We start from the raw sequence: 16,976 nt of genomic DNA on the forward strand, positions 1-16,976 counted from the left end.
TGGCATGCGAGGTGTTCGTAGACGCCTTTGCGCTTTCCAGGACATAGACACTATTTGTGGAAAAATTGCATGTCCTGATTTTATGGATGAGGCGGCTCGTACGCGGAGTCAGGGCGCTGACTGGCTGCGCAACAGATAGAACACGTAGCCGTAGGTGTGTTCGTACTGGCGATAGAGGCGGGTCTCCTGCTCGGCGGCCGAGAGCGCGTCTTCCAATGACGCGTCACCGCGGGCGCGCAGGTGTGCGACGCGCTGGAGCAGGGGCGTGTAGTAGGTGTCCCACCACGCGGAGGCGGGAAGGGTGAAGGTGTCGAGCACCTCGTAGCCCGCGGCCTCTGCGGCGGCGCGGTTCTCCAAGACAGTACCCATGGTGGGGTAGGCCTCACCCCAGAAGCGCGCGATTTCGTCGGGGCGCTCATCGGTCAGCCAGGAGCATTCGGTGACGGCGGCCACGCCTCCGGGCGCGAGCAGCGGGCGCCAGCGCCGCAGCCCCGGGCCGAAGCCCAGGTGGTAGATGGCGCCCTCGGACCAGAGGAGGTCAAAGGAAGCCTCGGGCAGCGACAGGGCGCCCATGTCCTGCCGCTGTGTTTCGACGAGCGCGTCCAGGCCCCGCTCGCGCGCCCGCGCCTGGAGTTGGTCGAGGAAGGGCCCGTGCAGGTCCACCGCGATGACCCGGGTGCGCAGCGCCTCGGCGAGCACCAGCGTCTGTGCGCCCGCGCCACAGCCGAGGTCCACCACGCGCGGGTGCGGTGGCAGCGGAGGCAGCCGTCGCAAAGCCTCCCGGGTGCAGTCGTCGCTGCCAGGGCCGTGACGGGGCAGGTTGTCATAGACGGTGAAGAAGGCGTCTTCGCTCATGGCGGGCTCCGGTTCATTGCCCCTGGAGCAGGGGCACGCGCTTCCAGTGGGCTTCGATGCGGCGGCGGCTCTCATCCGGCAGGGGCAGCTGCGCGTGAAGCGAGGACCAGGTGTCGAGCGACGCTTCCACCGCGGACGTCACCACCGGCAGCACGTCGCCTGGGGGCAGCGCCAGCTTGCGCGCCAGCCGTTCGAAGCTGCCCAGGGAGATGTCCTCGAAGCGCTTCGACTTCGCGAAGTTGAGCGCGAGCGTGTCCGCCGGCATGTACTGCAGCGTGGACACCAGGTCGTACGCGGGCGACAGCGTGGCGCGGGTGCCGTCCGGGTAGAGCAGGGACCAGTTCTTGTGGTGCGCGTCCCCGTTGCCAATGACGGTGATGAACACCAGCCGCCGCAGGAACTCGTGCAGCGCGTCCAGGCCGGCGACCTTGTAGATGACGTTGGCGACCGTCTCGTAGTTGTACTTCTTGTACTTCTCATCCGCGTACAGCCCCAGCACCTGCGTCAGGTCCTCCATGTGGACCCGGCGGCCGGGCTCGGGGCGGTCGAAGCGGCGCACGGCGTAGGCCACGTCCTCGCGCAGGGTGATGCCTTCGGGCAGGCCCTGGATGTCGGCCACGTCCAGCAGCGCCACCTCGGGGACGGTGATGCCGGCGGCGCGGGCCCACGTCATCATGGAGAACTCGTTCTCCGGGACGCGGTCGTAGCGGTTGTCCGGCAGCTTCACAATCCAGTTGCCGCCGCGTCCGCCCGCCGGGAGCGTCATCGCCTTGTCCCGGCGCAGCATGGAGAACTTGAGCTGCACGCCCGCGAGCGAGAAGCGCAGCGGCTCCTGCTCCTGCGGCGCGTGGGACGGCTGGGGCTCCTCCAGGGGCTCCATTCCGCTGAGCGACAGCACGCTGGCGGGCCGCACGACGATGGCGCCGGGCAGGTCCTCACCCAGCCGCGCGATGAGGAAGAACTCGCGCTGGCGGGCCACCTGTTCGCGTTCGGCGATGAGCTCGCGCAGCGAGCCTTCCGGGAGCAGGTTGGAGAAGTACGAAGGCAGGCGCAGGCGGCTGACGTGCCGGCGTGAGAGGTCGTCCTCGAAAATCTGTCCCAGCACCGGGCGTGGGTAGCGCTGGCGGTACTCCTCCGCGATGACGAACTCGATGCGTTCGTCCTCCAGCAGCGTCAGCGTGCCGACGTGGACGTCACCCAGGTGGACGTCGAGGATTCCGGCCGTGGTGCGGGTGGGCTCCAAGTCAGTCCTCCTCCTCGACGACCAGCGATTGGAGGGACGGACGGTCCGACTCCTCGTAGCGGGTGCGGGCCCGCAGGAACTCGATGATGTGTCTATCGATGAGCTCCATGCGCTGCATGAGGAATTCGAGCGTGCCGCCCTCGCGCAGCGTGTCGCGCATGGCGGGGGTGATGGCCTGGCTCTGGAGGACCTCGGGCGGCGGCGCGGGCTCGCCCCGCAGCACGTCCAGCAGGGGCTGACCGGGCAGGGGCGGGTGCAGCAGGTAGTTGGCGGGGGTGTAGAGGAAGGAGCGGTACAGCGCGGGGTCCAGCTTCAGCTCGGCGTCGGGCTCCTGCACGGTGAGGGACTTGAGCACGGGGCTGAGGCTGGCGGGGTCGGTGTCGCTGAAGAGCTGGGATGGCTCCAGCAGGGCGCCGGTGCGCAGGTGCCGCGGCTGGAGCGCGTACAGGGCATTGAGGGCCATGCCCCGCGAGCGCAGCGCGAGGCCGAACGTCGCGGGCTGCGCGTGCTGGGCCAGCCATTCGTCGGAGAGGGGCCGCACCTGCGCCAGCAGGGACTGGACGGACTGCTCCTCGTCGGGGCCGATGGCGGCCAGCAGCTCCTGCGGCGACAGGGCCCGGCTGTCGAGGAAGCTGTCCACCAGGCTGCCGCGCCAGAACCCGCGCGCGAGCAAATCCCGGGTGCGCGGCGAGGGCTCCGGGTGCAGGTGGAAGAAGCGCGCGAGCAGCACGAAGTAGAGCGGGTTCGTCAGCAGGCGCCCGTGGGGGATTCCCGCGTCGCGCTTGAGGAAGACGATGACGCTGCGCAGGGCCGCTTCCGTCTGGAGCAGCGTCTGCGTGAGGTCGTCCTCCTCGCGGAGCTGCCTCTGGAAGTCCTGGGTGAAGTCCAGGCCGCGCACCGCGAGCACGGCCTTGAGCAGCAGGGGTTCATCGATGCGGCCGAAGCCCAGCTCCAGCAGGCTGGTGGCCAGCGCCTTCAGGTTGGGCAGCCGCGAGCCCGCGGTGCCGCCGTAGAGCGCGTTGAAGACCTCGTCGTCGGTGAGCGGCTTTCCGGAGGTGTTCAGCCGCTTGAAGATGATGCGCAGCGTCTTCTCCTCCGCGGCTTCGACGACGTACGCGGGCATCTGGTACTCGCGCGCCGCCTTGCCCAGACGGATGGCCGCGCGCACGTGCTCCGGGTTCTTCTCGCGCCCCGGGTAGCGGTCCAGCCAGCCCAGCAGCTGCTCGCTGTCGAGCACCCGGTTGAGTGGCAGCCAGTGCGGGGGCGTCGGCTCGCCGTGCGCGGGCTGGACGATTTCCTGCGTGTCCAGGTCGAAGAAGAGCGTGAAGCCGTCCCGCGCGGCGGGCTCCTGCTCCGGGTGGAGGAGCACCGCGGCCAGCGCGGTGATGCGCTGCTGCCCATCCACCACCCACAGCGCCTGGCTGTGGGAGGGCGCGTCGATGCGCACCGGGCCGAAGCTCACGCTGGCGGCGGGTGCCTCGCGCTTCCAGAAGAGCAGCGTGCCGATGGGATAGCCGCGGTACACGCTGTCGAGCAAATCCCTCACATCGCCGGCCTCCCAGCGCAGGGGCCGCTGGAAGTGGGGCAGTCGCACCTCACCGCGCCGGACGCGGTCCAGCAGGTCCTCGATGCTGAATGCCGTCGCCTGGGGCCGCCGCGTCAGGGTGGATTGCATGCGCTTACCTCTGTCCGGCCTGTAACACGCCCCGCACGGGATGCCCGCCTTCCGGTGGCGGCCCTGGGGAATTGCCTGATTTGGACAGTGACAGTGGAATCGTCTGTGTTCACCGGGTGTGAATGTTCGATTATGGGCTTGGAGGGGGCGCGTGCTTGACGGGCGCTCGCTCGCCCTTCAACATGCCGTCCACGTTTCCTCTTCGGAGTGAGACGCGGCGGCGGTGATTGCCTCCCCCAAAAGCGACACCGTCGTGGAAGTCCCAGTTGAGCCCCGCGCGCCGCGTTCCCCCTCTCGGCGCGCGGTGGCCCCTGGGACTATCGCTCCGCCCCTCGGTTCCATGCCTGCAGGACGCACGGGCGTTGTCGGCTTCCGGGTGGTGGTGACGCTCACTGTCGCTTGCGAGGCCCAGGGGCCCGACGGAGAGTGAGCACCTCCCCCAGGAGGCCCCTTGCCCGTCGCCACCTTCATCCTGCCCGCTTCCCTCGCGCTCCAGTTGCTGTCGGGAGCCGCACCCGCCGCGAAGTCAGCGCCCAAGGCCGTCCCCGCGAAGCGCGCCGCGCCCGTGTACGCGCAGGCGACCGCGGAGAAGCTCATTGGGCCCGCGCTCACGGATGGCCATGCCTATGCGCGGCTCGCCGAGCTGACGGACGGCATTGGCCCGCGCCTGTCGGGGTCGCCGGGCGCCGAGGCCGCCGTGCAGTGGGCGCTGCGCTCCTTCAAGGCTGACGGGGTGAAGGCGTGGTTGGAGCCGGTGAAGGTGCCGCACTGGGTGCGAGGCGAGGCGTCCGGCGAGGTGCTGGCCTCCGAGCGCACGCGGGGGCACCGCTTGGCGCTGCTGGCCCTCGGCGGCAGCCCGCCCACCGCGCCCGAGGGACTCAGCGCCGAGGTGGTGGAGGTGACGTCGCTGGAGCAGTTGGAGTCGCTGGGCGCGGCGGTGAAGGGGAAGTTCGTCTTCTTCAACCACACCATGACGGTGGCCGCGGACTACGGGCGCTTCGCGGGGCTGCGCTCACGAGGCCCCGCCGCCGCCGCGAAGCACGGGGCGGTGGGCGCGCTGGTGCGCTCGCTGGCCACGGCGTCGCTGCGCACGCCGCACACGGGCGCGACGAACTTCCCCAGTGAGGGGCCGCGGATTCCGGCGGCGTCGGTGGCTACGGAGGACGCGGACCTGCTCCACCGGCTGCTGGCGGGCGGCCCGGTGCGCGTGAAGCTGATGCTGGGCAGCTCCGAGCTGCCGGACGCGGATTCCGCCAACGTCGTGGCGGAGATTCGGGGCCGGGAGAAGCCGCAGGAAATCGTGCTGATTGGCGCGCACCTGGATTCGTGGGACGTGGGCACGGGCGCGCATGACGACGGCGCGGGCGTGGTGATGGTGATGGAGGCCGCGCGCCTCATCGCGAAGCTGCCGCAGGCGCCCCGGCGCACGGTGCGGGTGGTGCTCTTCATGAACGAGGAGAATGGCCTGCGCGGTGGGCGGGCCTACGCGGAGGCGCACGCGGCGGAGTTGCCCCGGCACGTGGGCGCGCTGGAGATGGACGCGGGCGGCGGGCGGCCCCTGAGCGTCAGCGTGCGCGCGGGCGAGGGCGGGCAGGACCTGCTGCGCCCGTGGCTGCCGCCGCTGACGGCGCTGGGCGTGACGCAGTTCTCCGCGCGCGAGGCGGGGGGGGCGGACATCAGCCCGCTGATGCCCGCGCGCGTGCCCTTCTTCGGCGTGGAGGTGGACAGCAGCCGCTACTTCGACGTGCACCACACGGAGGCGGACACGCTGGACAAGGTCGACCCGCAGGACCTGGCGCGCAGCACCGCCGCCGTGGCGTGGATGACGTACGCGCTGGCGGAGATGCCCGGCACGCTCACGCGCCCCGAGGCGCCAGCGCCGCGTGGGCCCGCGCCGGTCACCGCGCCCGCGCAGCAGTCGAAGTCCTCAGGGAACTAAGGGGGCCGCTTGGTGGGCGGCCAGCCGGGACGTCCTTGGACCTCATGATTCGTAATTTTGTCGATACTGGTCGTTTTCGGCCAATATGCGCACGTATTTTGCGCATATCTACGTATTATCGACAGAATTAATGGACTCGACCGCGGAGTTTCGAGAAGCATTCTGGAAGCAGGACCTCCGGTTGCCTCGGGGGGTGGAGCTCCTGCGCCAAGACGTCTTCCTGTTGCCGCGCAGAGGGCCTGGTGGGCAGGCGGTCTATGAGCTCGCCGAGGTGGTTCTCCCCCAGGTACGAGTGCCGGTCCTGATGGCCTACCGCGCGCCGTTGCTCCCGGCGGACGTTCGCTCACTTCGGGAACGCCTGCGCGCGGCGAGCGTGGCGCTGGACCAGCGGGATGGGACCGCCGAGCGCCTGCCCGTTGTCCGCATCCCGATGATTGCGACGGATTCCGCGTCATCTGGAGTCATCGCGGCCTGTGAGCAAGAAGACGTCGCATTGGTCGATCAGCGAGGAACGTTCTTCCTGCGCTCAGGCAGCACCTTCATTCGTGTACAGGGGCGCGAACCGTCGCAGCGGCGTCCCCGTGAGCCGGTGTTCCACGGGAAGGGGTGCCGCATCGTCCGGACCCTGTTGCAGTCGCCGGGAGAAGCGCAGACGGTCCGCGCGTTGTCGGAGCGGACGCAGACCAGTTACTCCTATGCATACGGCGTCGTCCGTCACCTCGTGCTCGATGGGTATGTCGAGCCGGTCGGCAAGCGGAGTGGGTTTCGGCTGAGGGCTCCCGTGCGCCTGCTGAGGGCGTGGATGGCAAGTGGCGAGAAGACCTCCGTGACACTGGATGGTTTCAACGCACCTTCCACCACGCCGGAGTTGTTGGGGAAGGGCCTTGAGCGATTGAAGGCCCAAGGCATTCGGGGCATCTACACGCTGGCGAGCGCCTTGCTGCCTGAAGAGCGCTTCGTGTCGGGACTGCCTCACGGGCTCTATCTCACGGGCTCTATCGACGCGGCTGTCGAAGCCTTCGGGCTGCGCCGTCTGATGCCCCATAACTTCTGGGTGCTGCGGGCGGAGCCCTCGGCTGAGACGGATGCCGGAGGGGTCTTCTTTTCGCCACGAACGCTTCCTCATGGCCTGGGTGTGGCGTTGCCTCAGTTGACCGTGGACTTCCATCAAAGTGGGGGGCGCGGCAAGGAACAGGCGGATGAGTTGGTGCAGCGATTCGCACGGGCGCTGCCCATTTCAGAGGAAGCGCCATGACCGAGCAGGAGCAGTTCGAAGAGATTCTGCGAGAATTGGGTGAACTCCTGTTGCAACTGGGAGATCTCTCCTGGAACGTCGTGCTCATCGGTGGGCAGGTGCTCGCGTTGGAGTCGCTCCGCAAGGGTGGGTCGGGGGTCATCGCCGTCACGACCGACACAGGAGCCGTGATTGAGCGTGGCTATTCCCACGAGCCTGATCTGCTCTTCGACATGGATGGCACCGAATTCGGGGCGGAGCGTCTACCTGAGGTCCTCAAGCTCCGGGGGTACGAGCGAACGCGCAGTTTTCGTTGGTCGAAAACCCTTCCGGGAGGGGTGATGCACCTCGACCTGTTCGCACCTGCTGGAGTCGATTTGGAACAACTCCCCACGAGCATGACGCCGCTGCCTGATGCGCGGCTGGCGCTGCGTGGAAGTCAGCCCGTGTCTCTCCCCATGGGAGAGACCTCGCTGCGAATCCGGCTGCCGGACGCAGTTGGATTCCTCTCGATGAAGGTTCGCGCAAAGTTGGAGCAGCGGCCAACGGAGACCAAGGACAGCTTCGACATCTTTGCCTACGTCAAGCTCGTGGGGCTGGATGACGTGCGCGCATCACTGAAGCAGGCCGGCGAGGAAGGGCAGGCGCTCCGCGCCAAACTGCAGCGCTTGTTCTGGAGCACGGATGCCGCAGGTGTGCTGGATATCATTGCCTATGCAGAAGGACTCGAAGAGGTCGACCGGGCTTTGCTTGCTCAGGCGGCCGTCGACTTGTTCGCCGATCTCTAAGCTCACTTCTGGTCAGTCGAAGACCTCGGGAAACTGAGGGCGGCTTGGGGGCCCTTGGATTTCCGAGGCACCCCTTGGAGCATGGCGGCGCCGGCGTTACGTGGGTGGCTGCTCAGTTGACGGGCCTCGTCTGCGTTGGCGTATGTCTTGCTCGGTCCGGACAGTCACTGGTTCGTGGGAGGACATTCATGATGAAGCAAGGCACGCGTGTTCCGGGGCTGAAGTGGGTCATCGCCGCGTTCATCCTGGCGGGCTGTCGTGGCGCCGAGGGCGAGGTGCCCACGGGGACTGAGTCCAGGCTGTCGTTGAAGGAGGGGCAGGTGCTCGGCCCGCCGTGTACCGGGGAGCAGAAGCAATGCCCCGAGGGCCTCTCCTGCGCCTCGTTCAACCTGGGCTCGGGCCCCGAAGTCCGCTGCGTCCAGTCCCCGGAAATCTGTGACTTGTTCAAGTGCAGCAGCGGGGAGTGCGTGGTGTTGGAGAGCCACCCGCTCCAGGTTCGTTGCAGCGGCTCCTGAGCCGTGCGTTACGCGTCGAAGGGCAGGGGCTTCCCAAGTCCGGTGAGCGCCCGTTGCCCGGCGGCGATGTACTCCGGCCGTCCCTGCGTCTGGCCGAAGGCGATGTCGGCCACCGCGCGGCAGGCGGCGAACCACCGCGCCCGCGTGAGGACGGCGGGGCTGACCGCGCCGTACGTCTCCAGCGCGGCGGTCAGCATGTCCGCTCCGCCCCAGTGGAGCAGTCCGGCGAAATCCCTCGCGGGGTCTCCGACGCACGCATCGCTCCAGTCGATGACCCCCGTGGGCGCACCGTGGGCATCGACCAGGACATGCTCCGCGGCGAAGTCGCCGTGGACCAGCCGGGGCTCGCCGCGTCCCTCCGTGGGACGCACCCTGAGCCGCTGCTCCCAGGCCGCCGCCAGGTGCCGTTCCACATGGCCGTGTTCGACGGCGAGCCGCAAATCGTCCACGGCGGCGGCTGACCACGCTTCGAGCTCCGGGTCGTCGTCCGCCGGCACGCCGAGCGCACCGGCTTCGGCGGGGGCGAGCGCATGGAGCGCCCCCAGGAAGGCGCCGAGCCTGCGGCCGAGGTCCGACAGGTCCAGCTGCTCGGGCACGACGAGGAGCGCGGGCGTCCCCGGGAGCTTCTCGTAGCCGGCGAAGCCCACAGCGAGGTCGGCGGCAGGGGGCGCGAGGAAACGGTAGTCGGGGACCGGCAGGGGAAGCCGAGGCTCGAGCCACGCCAGCAGGCGCGCCTCCCACTTCAGGTGCTCGGCGGCTTCGCCGCTCTTGGGGAAGCGGAAGACGTAGCGCCCCGCCACCTCGAAGGCCTGATGGTCCGTGCCTTCCCCCAGGCGGACGACCCGCGCCGTCGCGAGCGAGGGAAAGCGCGCGTGGATGCGCTCGGCGGCCTCCGCGTCCGTGAGCGCGGGTGGCTGTTCCGCGTCGTGAGCCATGCCGCGACTCTACTGCTCCGGGGCGCTGGCTCGCGACTCGATGCGCCGGCGCTTGCGGCGCAGGTGCTGCTCCGGAAGGAACAGTGTCACCAGCAGCGCCGCGCCGGCGATGAACAGGGCCACGTGGTACACGGCGGAGACGCCGCGAGTGAACGCCATCTTCAGCGCCCGGTCCGCCGCGTCCACCGCCGCCAGGGCCTGCCGCTCGTCCGCGTCCACCTTCGCCCGGGCCTCGGGAGCGGCCGCTGTCTCCGCACGGCGCCGCTCGGCGTCGAACTCCGCGCGCACTCGCGCCTTCACCTCCTCCGCGCGGAACACCTGCCCGGTGGGGCCGCCTTCGCCACTGACGCCCGGCGCGGCGCGCGTCACCTCGGCCTTCACGGAGTCCGGGAGCGCCGACGTGGCCTGCGCCATGCGCGCCTCCAGCTCCGAAGACAGCGTGGACGCGAACACCGTCCCCAGCAGCGCCACGCCCAACGTCATGCCCAACTGCCGGAAGAACGTGGCCGCCGCGGTGCCCTCGCCAATCTGCGTTGCCGGCACCGCGTTCTGGATGGCCATCGTGTAGAGCGGAATCGAAGGCCCCAGGCCCAGGCCCACCAGCACCATCTTCGCCGTCACCTCCGCCTGGGTGGAGTCCGGCGTCAGCGTGAAGGCCATGACGGCGAAGCCCGCTATCAGCAGCACCAGCGAGCCCAGCAGCAGTGCCTTGTAGCGGCCCACCCTGGACACGAGCTGCCCGCTCAGCACGTTCCCCGCCACCACGCCCAGCGTCAGCGGCATGACCGTCAGCCCCGAGCGCGTCGCCGACAGCCCCACCACGTTCACCATGAACAGCGGCAGGAAGACGACGCCCGAAAGGAACGCCCCGCCGATGATGAACACCGCCGTGTTGCCCGCGCTGAAGGCCCGCAGGCGGAACAGCGACAGGTCGAGCAGGGGCTCGGGCGCGCGCCGCTCCGCCCAGAGGAAGGCCACCAGGCCCACCGCCGACAGCGCGAACAGTCCCAGGATGCGCCACGACGTCCAGGCCCAGTCGCCGCCGTCTGTCTGCCCCAGGCTGAGCGCCAGAAGCAGCGGCACCAGCGCCACCGCGAGCGTGAACGCCCCCACCAGGTCCAGCCCGCCCCGGGAATGACGCTGGGGCTTCAGCCGTGGCATGCGCGACAGCACCAGCGCCAGCGCCACCGCGCCCACGGGCAGGTTGATGAAGAACACCCAGTGCCAGCCCAGGTGGTCGGTGATGAACCCACCGGCGAGCGGCCCCACCACGCTGGACAGGCCGAACATGGCGCCGAAGAGGCCCTGGTACTTGCCGCGCTCACGGGGCTCGAAGAGGTCGGCCACCACCGCCAGCGCGGCGGTGAACAGCGCCGCGCTGCCCAGCCCCTGCACGGCGCGGAAGAGGATGAGCGCCACCGTGGAGCGCGCCATCCCGCACAGGAAGCTGCCCGCGAGGAAGATGAGGATGCCCGCGGCCAACACCGCGCGCCGGCCCAGCAGGTCCGACAGCTTGCCCCACACGGGCACCATCGTCGTCGACGCGACGAAGTACGACGTGGTGAGCCACGGGTAGAGCGAGGCGGGGATTCGCAGGTCCGCCTGGATGGCTGGCCCCGCGGTGGCGACAATCGTCTGGTCCAGCGCGGCGAGCAAGAGCCCCAGCACCGCGCCCAGCAGGGTGAAGACCTTCTGGGAGCGCGTGAACGCCGGGAAGGCGGGCGGCGCATCGGCGGTGGCGGGAGCGGCGGACGGGGCCATGTGTCGCGGTGGCTCCCGGGACATGGATGGGGTGCCAGGGGGAAGGTGGGGATACTCCTACCAGACGGCCACCGGCAGAGTCCCTTTGCGGCACCAGATGTTCCCGTGCGGCGGCAAGATTGCGCCCGTTCCGGCGCCCCGGTCGAACGGCGAGGCTTTGCCGCACCGCGCCTCACTCTCTCTCATGAGGCCTCCTGACGAAATCGCAGACACCCGAGAACGCATGAGGCCTGCCGGACAAGGGAAAGGCCCAGGGGGCTACCTGTGTTGAGAGGCTTACGGCCCTGTCGAGCGCCGCCGCTGCCGCTTGCTCTTCGCGAGCGCGGCGCGGAGCATCGCTCGACGTTCTTTCTCGGCATCATCGAGCGGGCGTGGCTCCTCAATGCGGGGAAATGTCAACGCGACCTTTCCGCCGAACGGCGCGAAGACTTTGTTGAGCGTCTCCAGTGTCGGGTTCGCGTTCGGTCCGTCCTCCAGCTTCGCGATGACGCTGGCGGCGAGCTTCACCGCGCGCGCGAAGGTCTTCCGGTCCATTCCCAGCATCGTGCTGCGGAGGATTCGCGAGGCGTCTCCGAGGTTGAACTCGCCGATGGCGACCATCGCGGCGAGTTCTTCCAGCAGCGCCTTTCGTTCGAGCGAGGTCAGCCGGGCGACGTCGGCGCGCTTCATAGGAATCCCCACGTGCGGAGGCGCTTCTCGGTGCCGCGAAGGTCGAGTCCCGCGAAGTCCAGCGTTTCTCCCGGCAGCCCGAGGTCGGTGAGGAGCTCGGGGAGCCGACGAAGGCGCAAGGCGAGGTCGTTGAGGCCGTCGCGCAACGATGTCTCATCTCGACCAAAGCTCTTGAGGAGCGCATCCCAGTCGACTTCTCCACCGGCTTCGTACCCTTCCCATGTCGTGGTGCGGGTGATGCCTTCGAGGTCCATCTTCATCGGCGCGAAGTCGAAGATGGGCGCGAGGCGGACGGTGCTATCCGTTTTGAGCACGGCGATGTTCCTGCAGTGGTTGTCCGAGTTGCCGAACACCTGATTCAGCAGGTCCCGCTTCAGGTATTCGAGGCGCACCGTCGGCCAGTCTGTCTTGGGGATGACGTGTTGTAGTGCGCTCAAGGCCGCTTGATGCTTCTGGAAGGAGCCTGGCTCGGCCTGGAGCAGCGAGTAGATGGATTCGAGTCCGAACCGAATCTCGCGGCCGTCTCGTCGCGCGACATCGAAGCGGGGAAGCCAGAGGCTCGGGCCTGCAGGGCCTTCGTGAAGCGCGAGCCCCTCTTGCGGAATCGTTTCGAATCCGAGCTCCGCGAGCGCCTTGTAATAAACGTACTCCGACCGGAGGATGGTTCGGTCGCGTTCGTTGCGACTGCGCGCGAACTTGACCAGATAGTGCCGATCCGGGCAGGCAGGGTCATCCTGCCAGACGTCGATCCACACATGGTTTGTATCGTCGCAGCGGAGCAGGAGCTTCGGAGAATCACCACCGGCGCCTGTCGCACCTCCGACTTGCGCTCCGGCGTTGGCTGCGTACGTGATGAAGGCGTGCTCGCGGTCGATGACGGCCTGGCGCGGGAACCGATGAGGAGGTTCCTTCTTCGCGGGAACGGCCTCCTCGATTCGGAGATTGCCGACTGGTGCGATGGTGCCGTGCCGCAGGAGGTCGATGTCACTCGCCGCTTCATCCGGGAGGTTCAGTCGCCGCAGCCACCAGCCGCGGGCACTTCCCATGGGGCGCAGGTCATCGAGGAACGCTGGCCAACGGCGCCAGACCTTGGGGGCGAACTCGACCGGAAGATTGAGACTCACTGCCGCCAGCGGCGGCGAGTCGGCAATCCACCGAAAGAGGTAGTCATGCTCGTACTCAAAGGTGCATTCGCCGCGTCGCCCCTCCTTGGCCGTAGGGAACTCAAGGAGCGCCGCCCGCTCCCACGCCCCCTCGATCAGCACCTGGAGATGGACCTTCATATAATCCTTTATAACGGATTCAAGAGGCTCAGGCTGCGGCATTTAATCCACTATGCCGGATTTAATGAGCCCAAATGGCGCACTCTCCATCCGTTATAACGGATGAACTCAAGTGCTGAGGCAGAGGCCTTTCCGGGACAGCCGCCTGGGCTGGGTGCCGAACATGCGTGCGCCGATTGGAGAGGGCTCGCTCCTCCGCGGGCCTGGGGGCGAGGACCAACAGAGCCAGCTTCGACCTGCTGCGTCGTCGCGTGCTGAGCGCCGTTGGACGACGGTCCACGCGAAGTGCGGAGGCGCGGGGTCCCAGACGGATTTCCAGCACACTGGATTTGCACCGAGGGAATGTCGCGTGCAATCACCCGTTCCGGGGCCCGTACCAACCAGCGCGACGTGCAACGCAGCGGAGAGAATCTGACGTGAGCATCCGGGTCGATGTGTGGGAGGGGGCGCGCATCGCGCTGTTCTCGCTCCGTTCCAACCGCCTGCGGACCGTGCTGACGACGGTGGGCATTGGCGTGGGCGTGTGCACGCTGCTGGCCATCGTCGGCATCATCCAGGGCATCAACCGCTCCTTCGAGGACCAGCTTTCGAGCATTGGCGCCAACACGCTCCAAATCTCGAAGTTCCCCTGGACGCTCAACGGCGACTGGTGGTCGTACCGCAACCGCAAGGACCTGAGCGCGGACCTGGTGCCGCCCATCCTCAACGCGTCCGAGCACGTGCTGGCCGCGGCGCCGCTCTTCTTCGAGCGCGTGGAGAGCCGCTTCCTGGACCGCAAAATCGGTTCGGTGCTGCTGGTGGGCACCACGCCGGACTACGCCACGGTGGGCTCGTTCACCCTGGAGCGGGGCCGCTTCCTCACCCACGCGGACGTGGACAACCGGGCGCAGGTGGCCGTCATCGGCGCGGAGCTCGTGCGCTCGCTCTTCCCCGGAGTGAACCCGGTGGGGCAGCGCATCCTCTTCGAGGGCAAGCCCTTCCGCGTGGTGGGGACCCTGGAGGCCAAGGGCACCATCCTGGGAGAGAACCAGGACCTGGTGGTGGTGGTGCCCTCCCGCACCTTCCTGGCGCACTTCGGCAAGAAGCGCTCACCCAACATCGCGGTGGCCCTCACGTCGCCGGAGCACGCGCCGGCGGTGGTGGACAAGCTCACCGCGGTGCTCCGCCGGGAGCGCAACACGCCGCCGGGACTGCCGGACGACTTCGCCATCAACCGGCCGGACCAGCTGGCCAGCATGTACGCGCAGCTCACCGGGGCGCTCTATGGCGCGGCCATGGGCGTGGGCCTCATCACGCTGCTGGTGGGCGGAATCGGCATCATGAACATCATGCTGGTGTCGGTGCGCGAGCGGACGCGGGAGATTGGCGTCCGGCGGGCGCTGGGGGCCCGCAAGCGCACCATCATCCTCCAGTTCCTGATGGAGGCCTCCTGCGTGTCCGCCCTGGGCGGCACCCTGGGGACGGTGGTGGGCCTGGGACTGGCGCGCATCGTGTCCTTGATTACGCCGCTGGCGGCGGCGGTGGAGCCGCTGACGGTGGTGGCGGGCGTGGGGTTCGCGGCGATGGTGGGGCTGCTGTTCGGCATCTGGCCGGCGGCGCGGGCGGCGAACCTGGACCCGGTGGAAGCGCTTCGCCACGAGTGACGGACGGGAGACGGCGGCGATGATGGCAATCTGGGACACCCTGCGGCTGGCGTTCGGAACGTTCCGTTCCAACCTGCTGCGCTCCTTCCTGACGCTGCTGGGCATCGTCATTGGCGCCACCACGGTGGTGTCGATGATGGGGCTCATCGAGGGCCTGCGCATCCAGGTGAACGAGAGCATGTCCGAGCTGGGCTCCGACTGCTTCCAGGTGCAGCGGCTGCCCTTCGGCGGAAACCTGTCCCTGGCGGAGCTGGCGCGGCGGCCCCGGCTGAACGAGGGCGACTTGGAGGCCATCCGGCTGCAGCCGTCGGTGCTGCTGGCGGCAGCGGAGGACTCCAAGGGTGGACAGAAGGTGTCCACGCAGCAGCGCGAGTCGCGCGCCAATGTGGTCATCTGGGCCGGCACGCCGGAGTACTTCCAGACGAACTCGGTGGTGGTGGAGTTCGGGCGGCCCTTCACGGACGCGGAGTACCTGGATGGGCGCCGCGTGGCGGTGATTGGCCAGGACCTGGCGGACACGTTGTTCCCGGGCGTGCAGCCCCTGGGGCAGAACATCCGCATCCTGGGGCGCAGCTTCCAGGTGATTGGCACGCTCAAGCGCCGCGGCAGCTTCATGGGCGGAGGCAGCCAGGACAACCAGGTGATGATGCCGCTGTCCGTCTACAAGGCGCTGTTCGGGGTGCGCAACTACCGGGTGAGCGTCCAGGCCCAGTCGGCGGAGGTGCTCCAGCGCGCGCAGGACGAGGTGACGCTGCTGATGCGGCGGCGCCACAACCTGAAGCCGCTGGAGGAGGATGACTTCTTCGTGTTCTCCAACGAGAGCGCCACGGAGATGTTCAACAACATCTCGAAGGTGATTTCCGCGGCCAGCTTCGGCGTGTGCATGCTGTCGCTGCTGGTGGGCGGCATCGGCATCCTGAACATCATGCTGGTGGCGGTGACGGAGCGCACCCGGGAGATTGGCATCCGCAAGGCGCTGGGCGCGAAGAAGCGCCGCATCCTCGCGCAGTTCGCCATCGAGGCGGTGGTGCTGTCGCTGGTGGGGGGCGCGCTGGGCGTGGGCCTGGGCATGGGCCTGGCGCAGCTGGCGAAGTGGATGGTGGGGCTGCCCGCGCAGGTGCCGGCCTGGGCGGTGATGCTGTCGCTGGCCATGAGCAGCGGCGTGGGCCTGCTGTTCGGCATCTACCCGGCCGCGCGCGCCGCGAAGCTGGACCCCGTGGAGGCCATGCGGACGGACTGACCCCTCGCCGGTGCCGCGGGGTGGCTGGGAATGAAACGGGGCCTCCTCCGCGCGGTGCGGAAGAGGCCCCAGGTGTTTCAGCGCGGGTGTCCGGGGATTACGGACACGGGGTGCCGCAAATCAACTCACCGGTGATGGGGTGCTTGTAGCAGGGCGGCTGGCAGTCATCGGCGACGGCCGTGGCCGGCGTCATGGTGATTCCCAGGCCCAGCACGGCGGCGGTGAGGACGACGGCGATACGGAGGTGCTTGCGAGCAGTCATTGCGGTCTCTCCAACAGCGGTGTCCGTACAGCGCGGCGGAGTGTGGAGCCCGGGTCTGACAATCACAATGCCCGGCATGTCACACGCACTGCGTCTGAGACTGCAAGGACTTGGGCGGTGCACAACGCGTGCGTGTTGAAACAGACGCAACAGAACTATCGCGTGTGTCCGTCTGGGCGAGGTCCGCCGCCTGCCCATTGATAGCCCAACGTCGCGCCCACGCCGATGAATCCCAGGCCGACGAGCCGACGGCCGCTCTTCAAGCGGGCGCTGGGCTTGGACAGCTTCACCAGGGCTTCGTGGACGATGACGCCCAGCAGCGTGCCCAGGGCCGCGCCGCCGAGCGCGCCCAGGTAGGCGCGGCCCGGATGGTGACTCTCGCCAAAGGCGAGCTCGCCCAGGCCCCACGTTCCGAGCGCCGTCAGCGGCGGTGTCAGCACGAGGCCGCCGCCGAAGGACACGGTCTCCAATTCCATCCACCGCCCCGGGCTGGGCGCCGCGGGACGGAAGAAGAGGAGCCGCGAGGGGATGGCGCCCAGGAGCATTCCCGCCGCCGTCTCCGCCGCGGTGGCGCCCGCGCGCGTGTCCCCGCCCACGCGGCTTGCGCCCCAGACGCCGGCCACGGGAAGCAGCGCGAGCCCCCCGTGCGCCACCCATGCGCCCTGGGGGAGCGGGATGTCCTCCGGCTCGATGTACGTGGGCACGGCGGCTCTTTCCGGTGACGGGGCGGCGGGCGTGTCCAGGTCCCTGGAGCGTGCTTCAGGAGGTGGCGTGTCGCGCAGCGGTGCGTCCGCGGCCGCCGCGTGACTCACGGCGGACAGCAGGCAGCCCAGCAGCAGCGTGCACGCGGTGATGGGACGTCGGTGTGAGGGCTCGTTGGGCATGGCGACACGCGGTGTGTCCCGAAGGTGCGCACGCGGGGCGGGGGCTTCCA

At 68.8% G+C, this 16,976-nt stretch carries 15 protein-coding genes; 6 read left to right on the plus strand and 9 right to left on the minus strand.

Features of this window, described 5'->3' with window-relative positions; translation table 11 throughout:
• Positions 1-108 precede the first annotated feature (108 nt).
• The 3 genes from HNV26_RS03985 to HNV26_RS03995 are packed head-to-tail and all read right to left on the minus strand — an operon-like array spanning position 109 to position 3,773.
• Positions 109-855 carry a class I SAM-dependent methyltransferase gene (locus HNV26_RS03985; protein ID WP_171442765.1) on the minus strand — a complete coding sequence of 249 codons (747 nt, stop codon included), beginning with the start codon at positions 853-855 and terminating at the stop codon, positions 109-111.
• 13 nt (positions 856-868) lie between these two features.
• The gene (locus HNV26_RS03990) at positions 869-2,098 is read right to left on the minus strand and encodes a type II toxin-antitoxin system HipA family toxin (RefSeq protein ID WP_171442766.1); all 1,230 of its coding nucleotides are present in this window, start codon (positions 2,096-2,098) and stop codon (positions 869-871) included.
• Between the two features lies 1 nt (position 2,099).
• Positions 2,100-3,773 (minus strand): DUF262 domain-containing protein, encoded by a 1,674-nt coding sequence (locus HNV26_RS03995; RefSeq protein WP_171442767.1) that lies wholly within the window; start codon positions 3,771-3,773, stop codon positions 2,100-2,102.
• Positions 3,774-4,224: 451 nt separating this feature from the next.
• Between HNV26_RS03995 and HNV26_RS04000 the strand changes: the two genes are divergently transcribed.
• The 4 genes from HNV26_RS04000 (at position 4,225) to HNV26_RS04015 (ending at position 8,249) form a co-directional block, all read left to right on the plus strand.
• A complete protein-coding gene (locus HNV26_RS04000; protein WP_171442768.1) occupies positions 4,225-5,712 on the plus strand; it encodes a M20/M25/M40 family metallo-hydrolase in 1,488 nt (495 codons plus the stop codon).
• A gap of 85 nt (positions 5,713-5,797) precedes the next feature.
• Positions 5,798-6,967, plus strand: coding sequence for a hypothetical protein (locus tag HNV26_RS04005; RefSeq protein ID WP_253816199.1), 1,170 nt, complete (start codon positions 5,798-5,800; stop codon positions 6,965-6,967).
• On the plus strand, positions 6,964-7,734 hold the full coding sequence (locus HNV26_RS04010; RefSeq protein ID WP_171442769.1) for a hypothetical protein: 771 nt from the start codon (positions 6,964-6,966) through the stop codon (positions 7,732-7,734). Before HNV26_RS04005 ends, HNV26_RS04010 begins: the two co-directional genes overlap by 4 nt.
• Before the next feature lie 188 nt (positions 7,735-7,922).
• The gene (locus HNV26_RS04015; protein ID WP_171442770.1) at positions 7,923-8,249 is read left to right on the plus strand and encodes a hypothetical protein; all 327 of its coding nucleotides are present in this window, start codon (positions 7,923-7,925) and stop codon (positions 8,247-8,249) included.
• A gap of 8 nt (positions 8,250-8,257) precedes the next feature.
• Here HNV26_RS04015 and HNV26_RS04020 read toward each other — a convergent pair whose 3' ends face one another.
• The 4 genes from HNV26_RS04020 to HNV26_RS04035 form a co-directional block, all read right to left on the minus strand.
• Complete coding sequence (locus HNV26_RS04020; RefSeq protein WP_171442771.1) at positions 8,258-9,184, minus strand: phosphotransferase family protein; 927 nt, start codon at positions 9,182-9,184, stop codon at positions 8,258-8,260.
• Between the two features lie 9 nt (positions 9,185-9,193).
• Positions 9,194-10,945 (minus strand): MDR family MFS transporter, encoded by a 1,752-nt coding sequence (locus HNV26_RS04025; protein WP_171442772.1) that lies wholly within the window; start codon positions 10,943-10,945, stop codon positions 9,194-9,196.
• Positions 10,946-11,221: 276 nt separating this feature from the next.
• Positions 11,222-11,614: a hypothetical protein gene (locus HNV26_RS04030; RefSeq protein WP_171442773.1), complete on the minus strand. Its 393-nt coding sequence runs from the start codon at positions 11,612-11,614 to the stop codon at positions 11,222-11,224.
• The gene (locus HNV26_RS04035) at positions 11,611-12,897 is read right to left on the minus strand and encodes a type II toxin-antitoxin system HipA family toxin (RefSeq protein WP_171442774.1); all 1,287 of its coding nucleotides are present in this window, start codon (positions 12,895-12,897) and stop codon (positions 11,611-11,613) included. Before HNV26_RS04035 ends, HNV26_RS04030 begins: the two co-directional genes overlap by 4 nt.
• A 416-nt stretch (positions 12,898-13,313) precedes the next feature.
• On the opposite strand from HNV26_RS04035, the gene HNV26_RS04040 reads away from it, so the two are divergent.
• Both HNV26_RS04040 and HNV26_RS04045 read left to right on the plus strand, forming a co-directional pair.
• Positions 13,314-14,540 carry an ABC transporter permease gene (locus HNV26_RS04040; RefSeq protein WP_171442775.1) on the plus strand — a complete coding sequence of 409 codons (1,227 nt, stop codon included), beginning with the start codon at positions 13,314-13,316 and terminating at the stop codon, positions 14,538-14,540.
• 19 nt (positions 14,541-14,559) lie between these two features.
• Positions 14,560-15,780 (plus strand): ABC transporter permease, encoded by a 1,221-nt coding sequence (locus HNV26_RS04045; protein WP_171442776.1) that lies wholly within the window; start codon positions 14,560-14,562, stop codon positions 15,778-15,780.
• Between the two features lie 97 nt (positions 15,781-15,877).
• Here HNV26_RS04045 and HNV26_RS04050 read toward each other — a convergent pair whose 3' ends face one another.
• Positions 15,878-16,042, minus strand: coding sequence for a hypothetical protein (locus HNV26_RS04050; protein ID WP_171442777.1), 165 nt, complete (start codon positions 16,040-16,042; stop codon positions 15,878-15,880).
• A 155-nt stretch (positions 16,043-16,197) separates the two neighbouring features.
• Positions 16,198-16,926: a hypothetical protein gene (locus HNV26_RS04055; RefSeq protein WP_253816200.1), complete on the minus strand. Its 729-nt coding sequence runs from the start codon at positions 16,924-16,926 to the stop codon at positions 16,198-16,200.
• Positions 16,927-16,976: the final 50 nt, after the last annotated feature.

The organism is Myxococcus xanthus (assembly GCF_013116825.1).
GTDB classification, from domain to species: domain Bacteria; phylum Myxococcota; class Myxococcia; order Myxococcales; family Myxococcaceae; genus Myxococcus; species Myxococcus xanthus_B.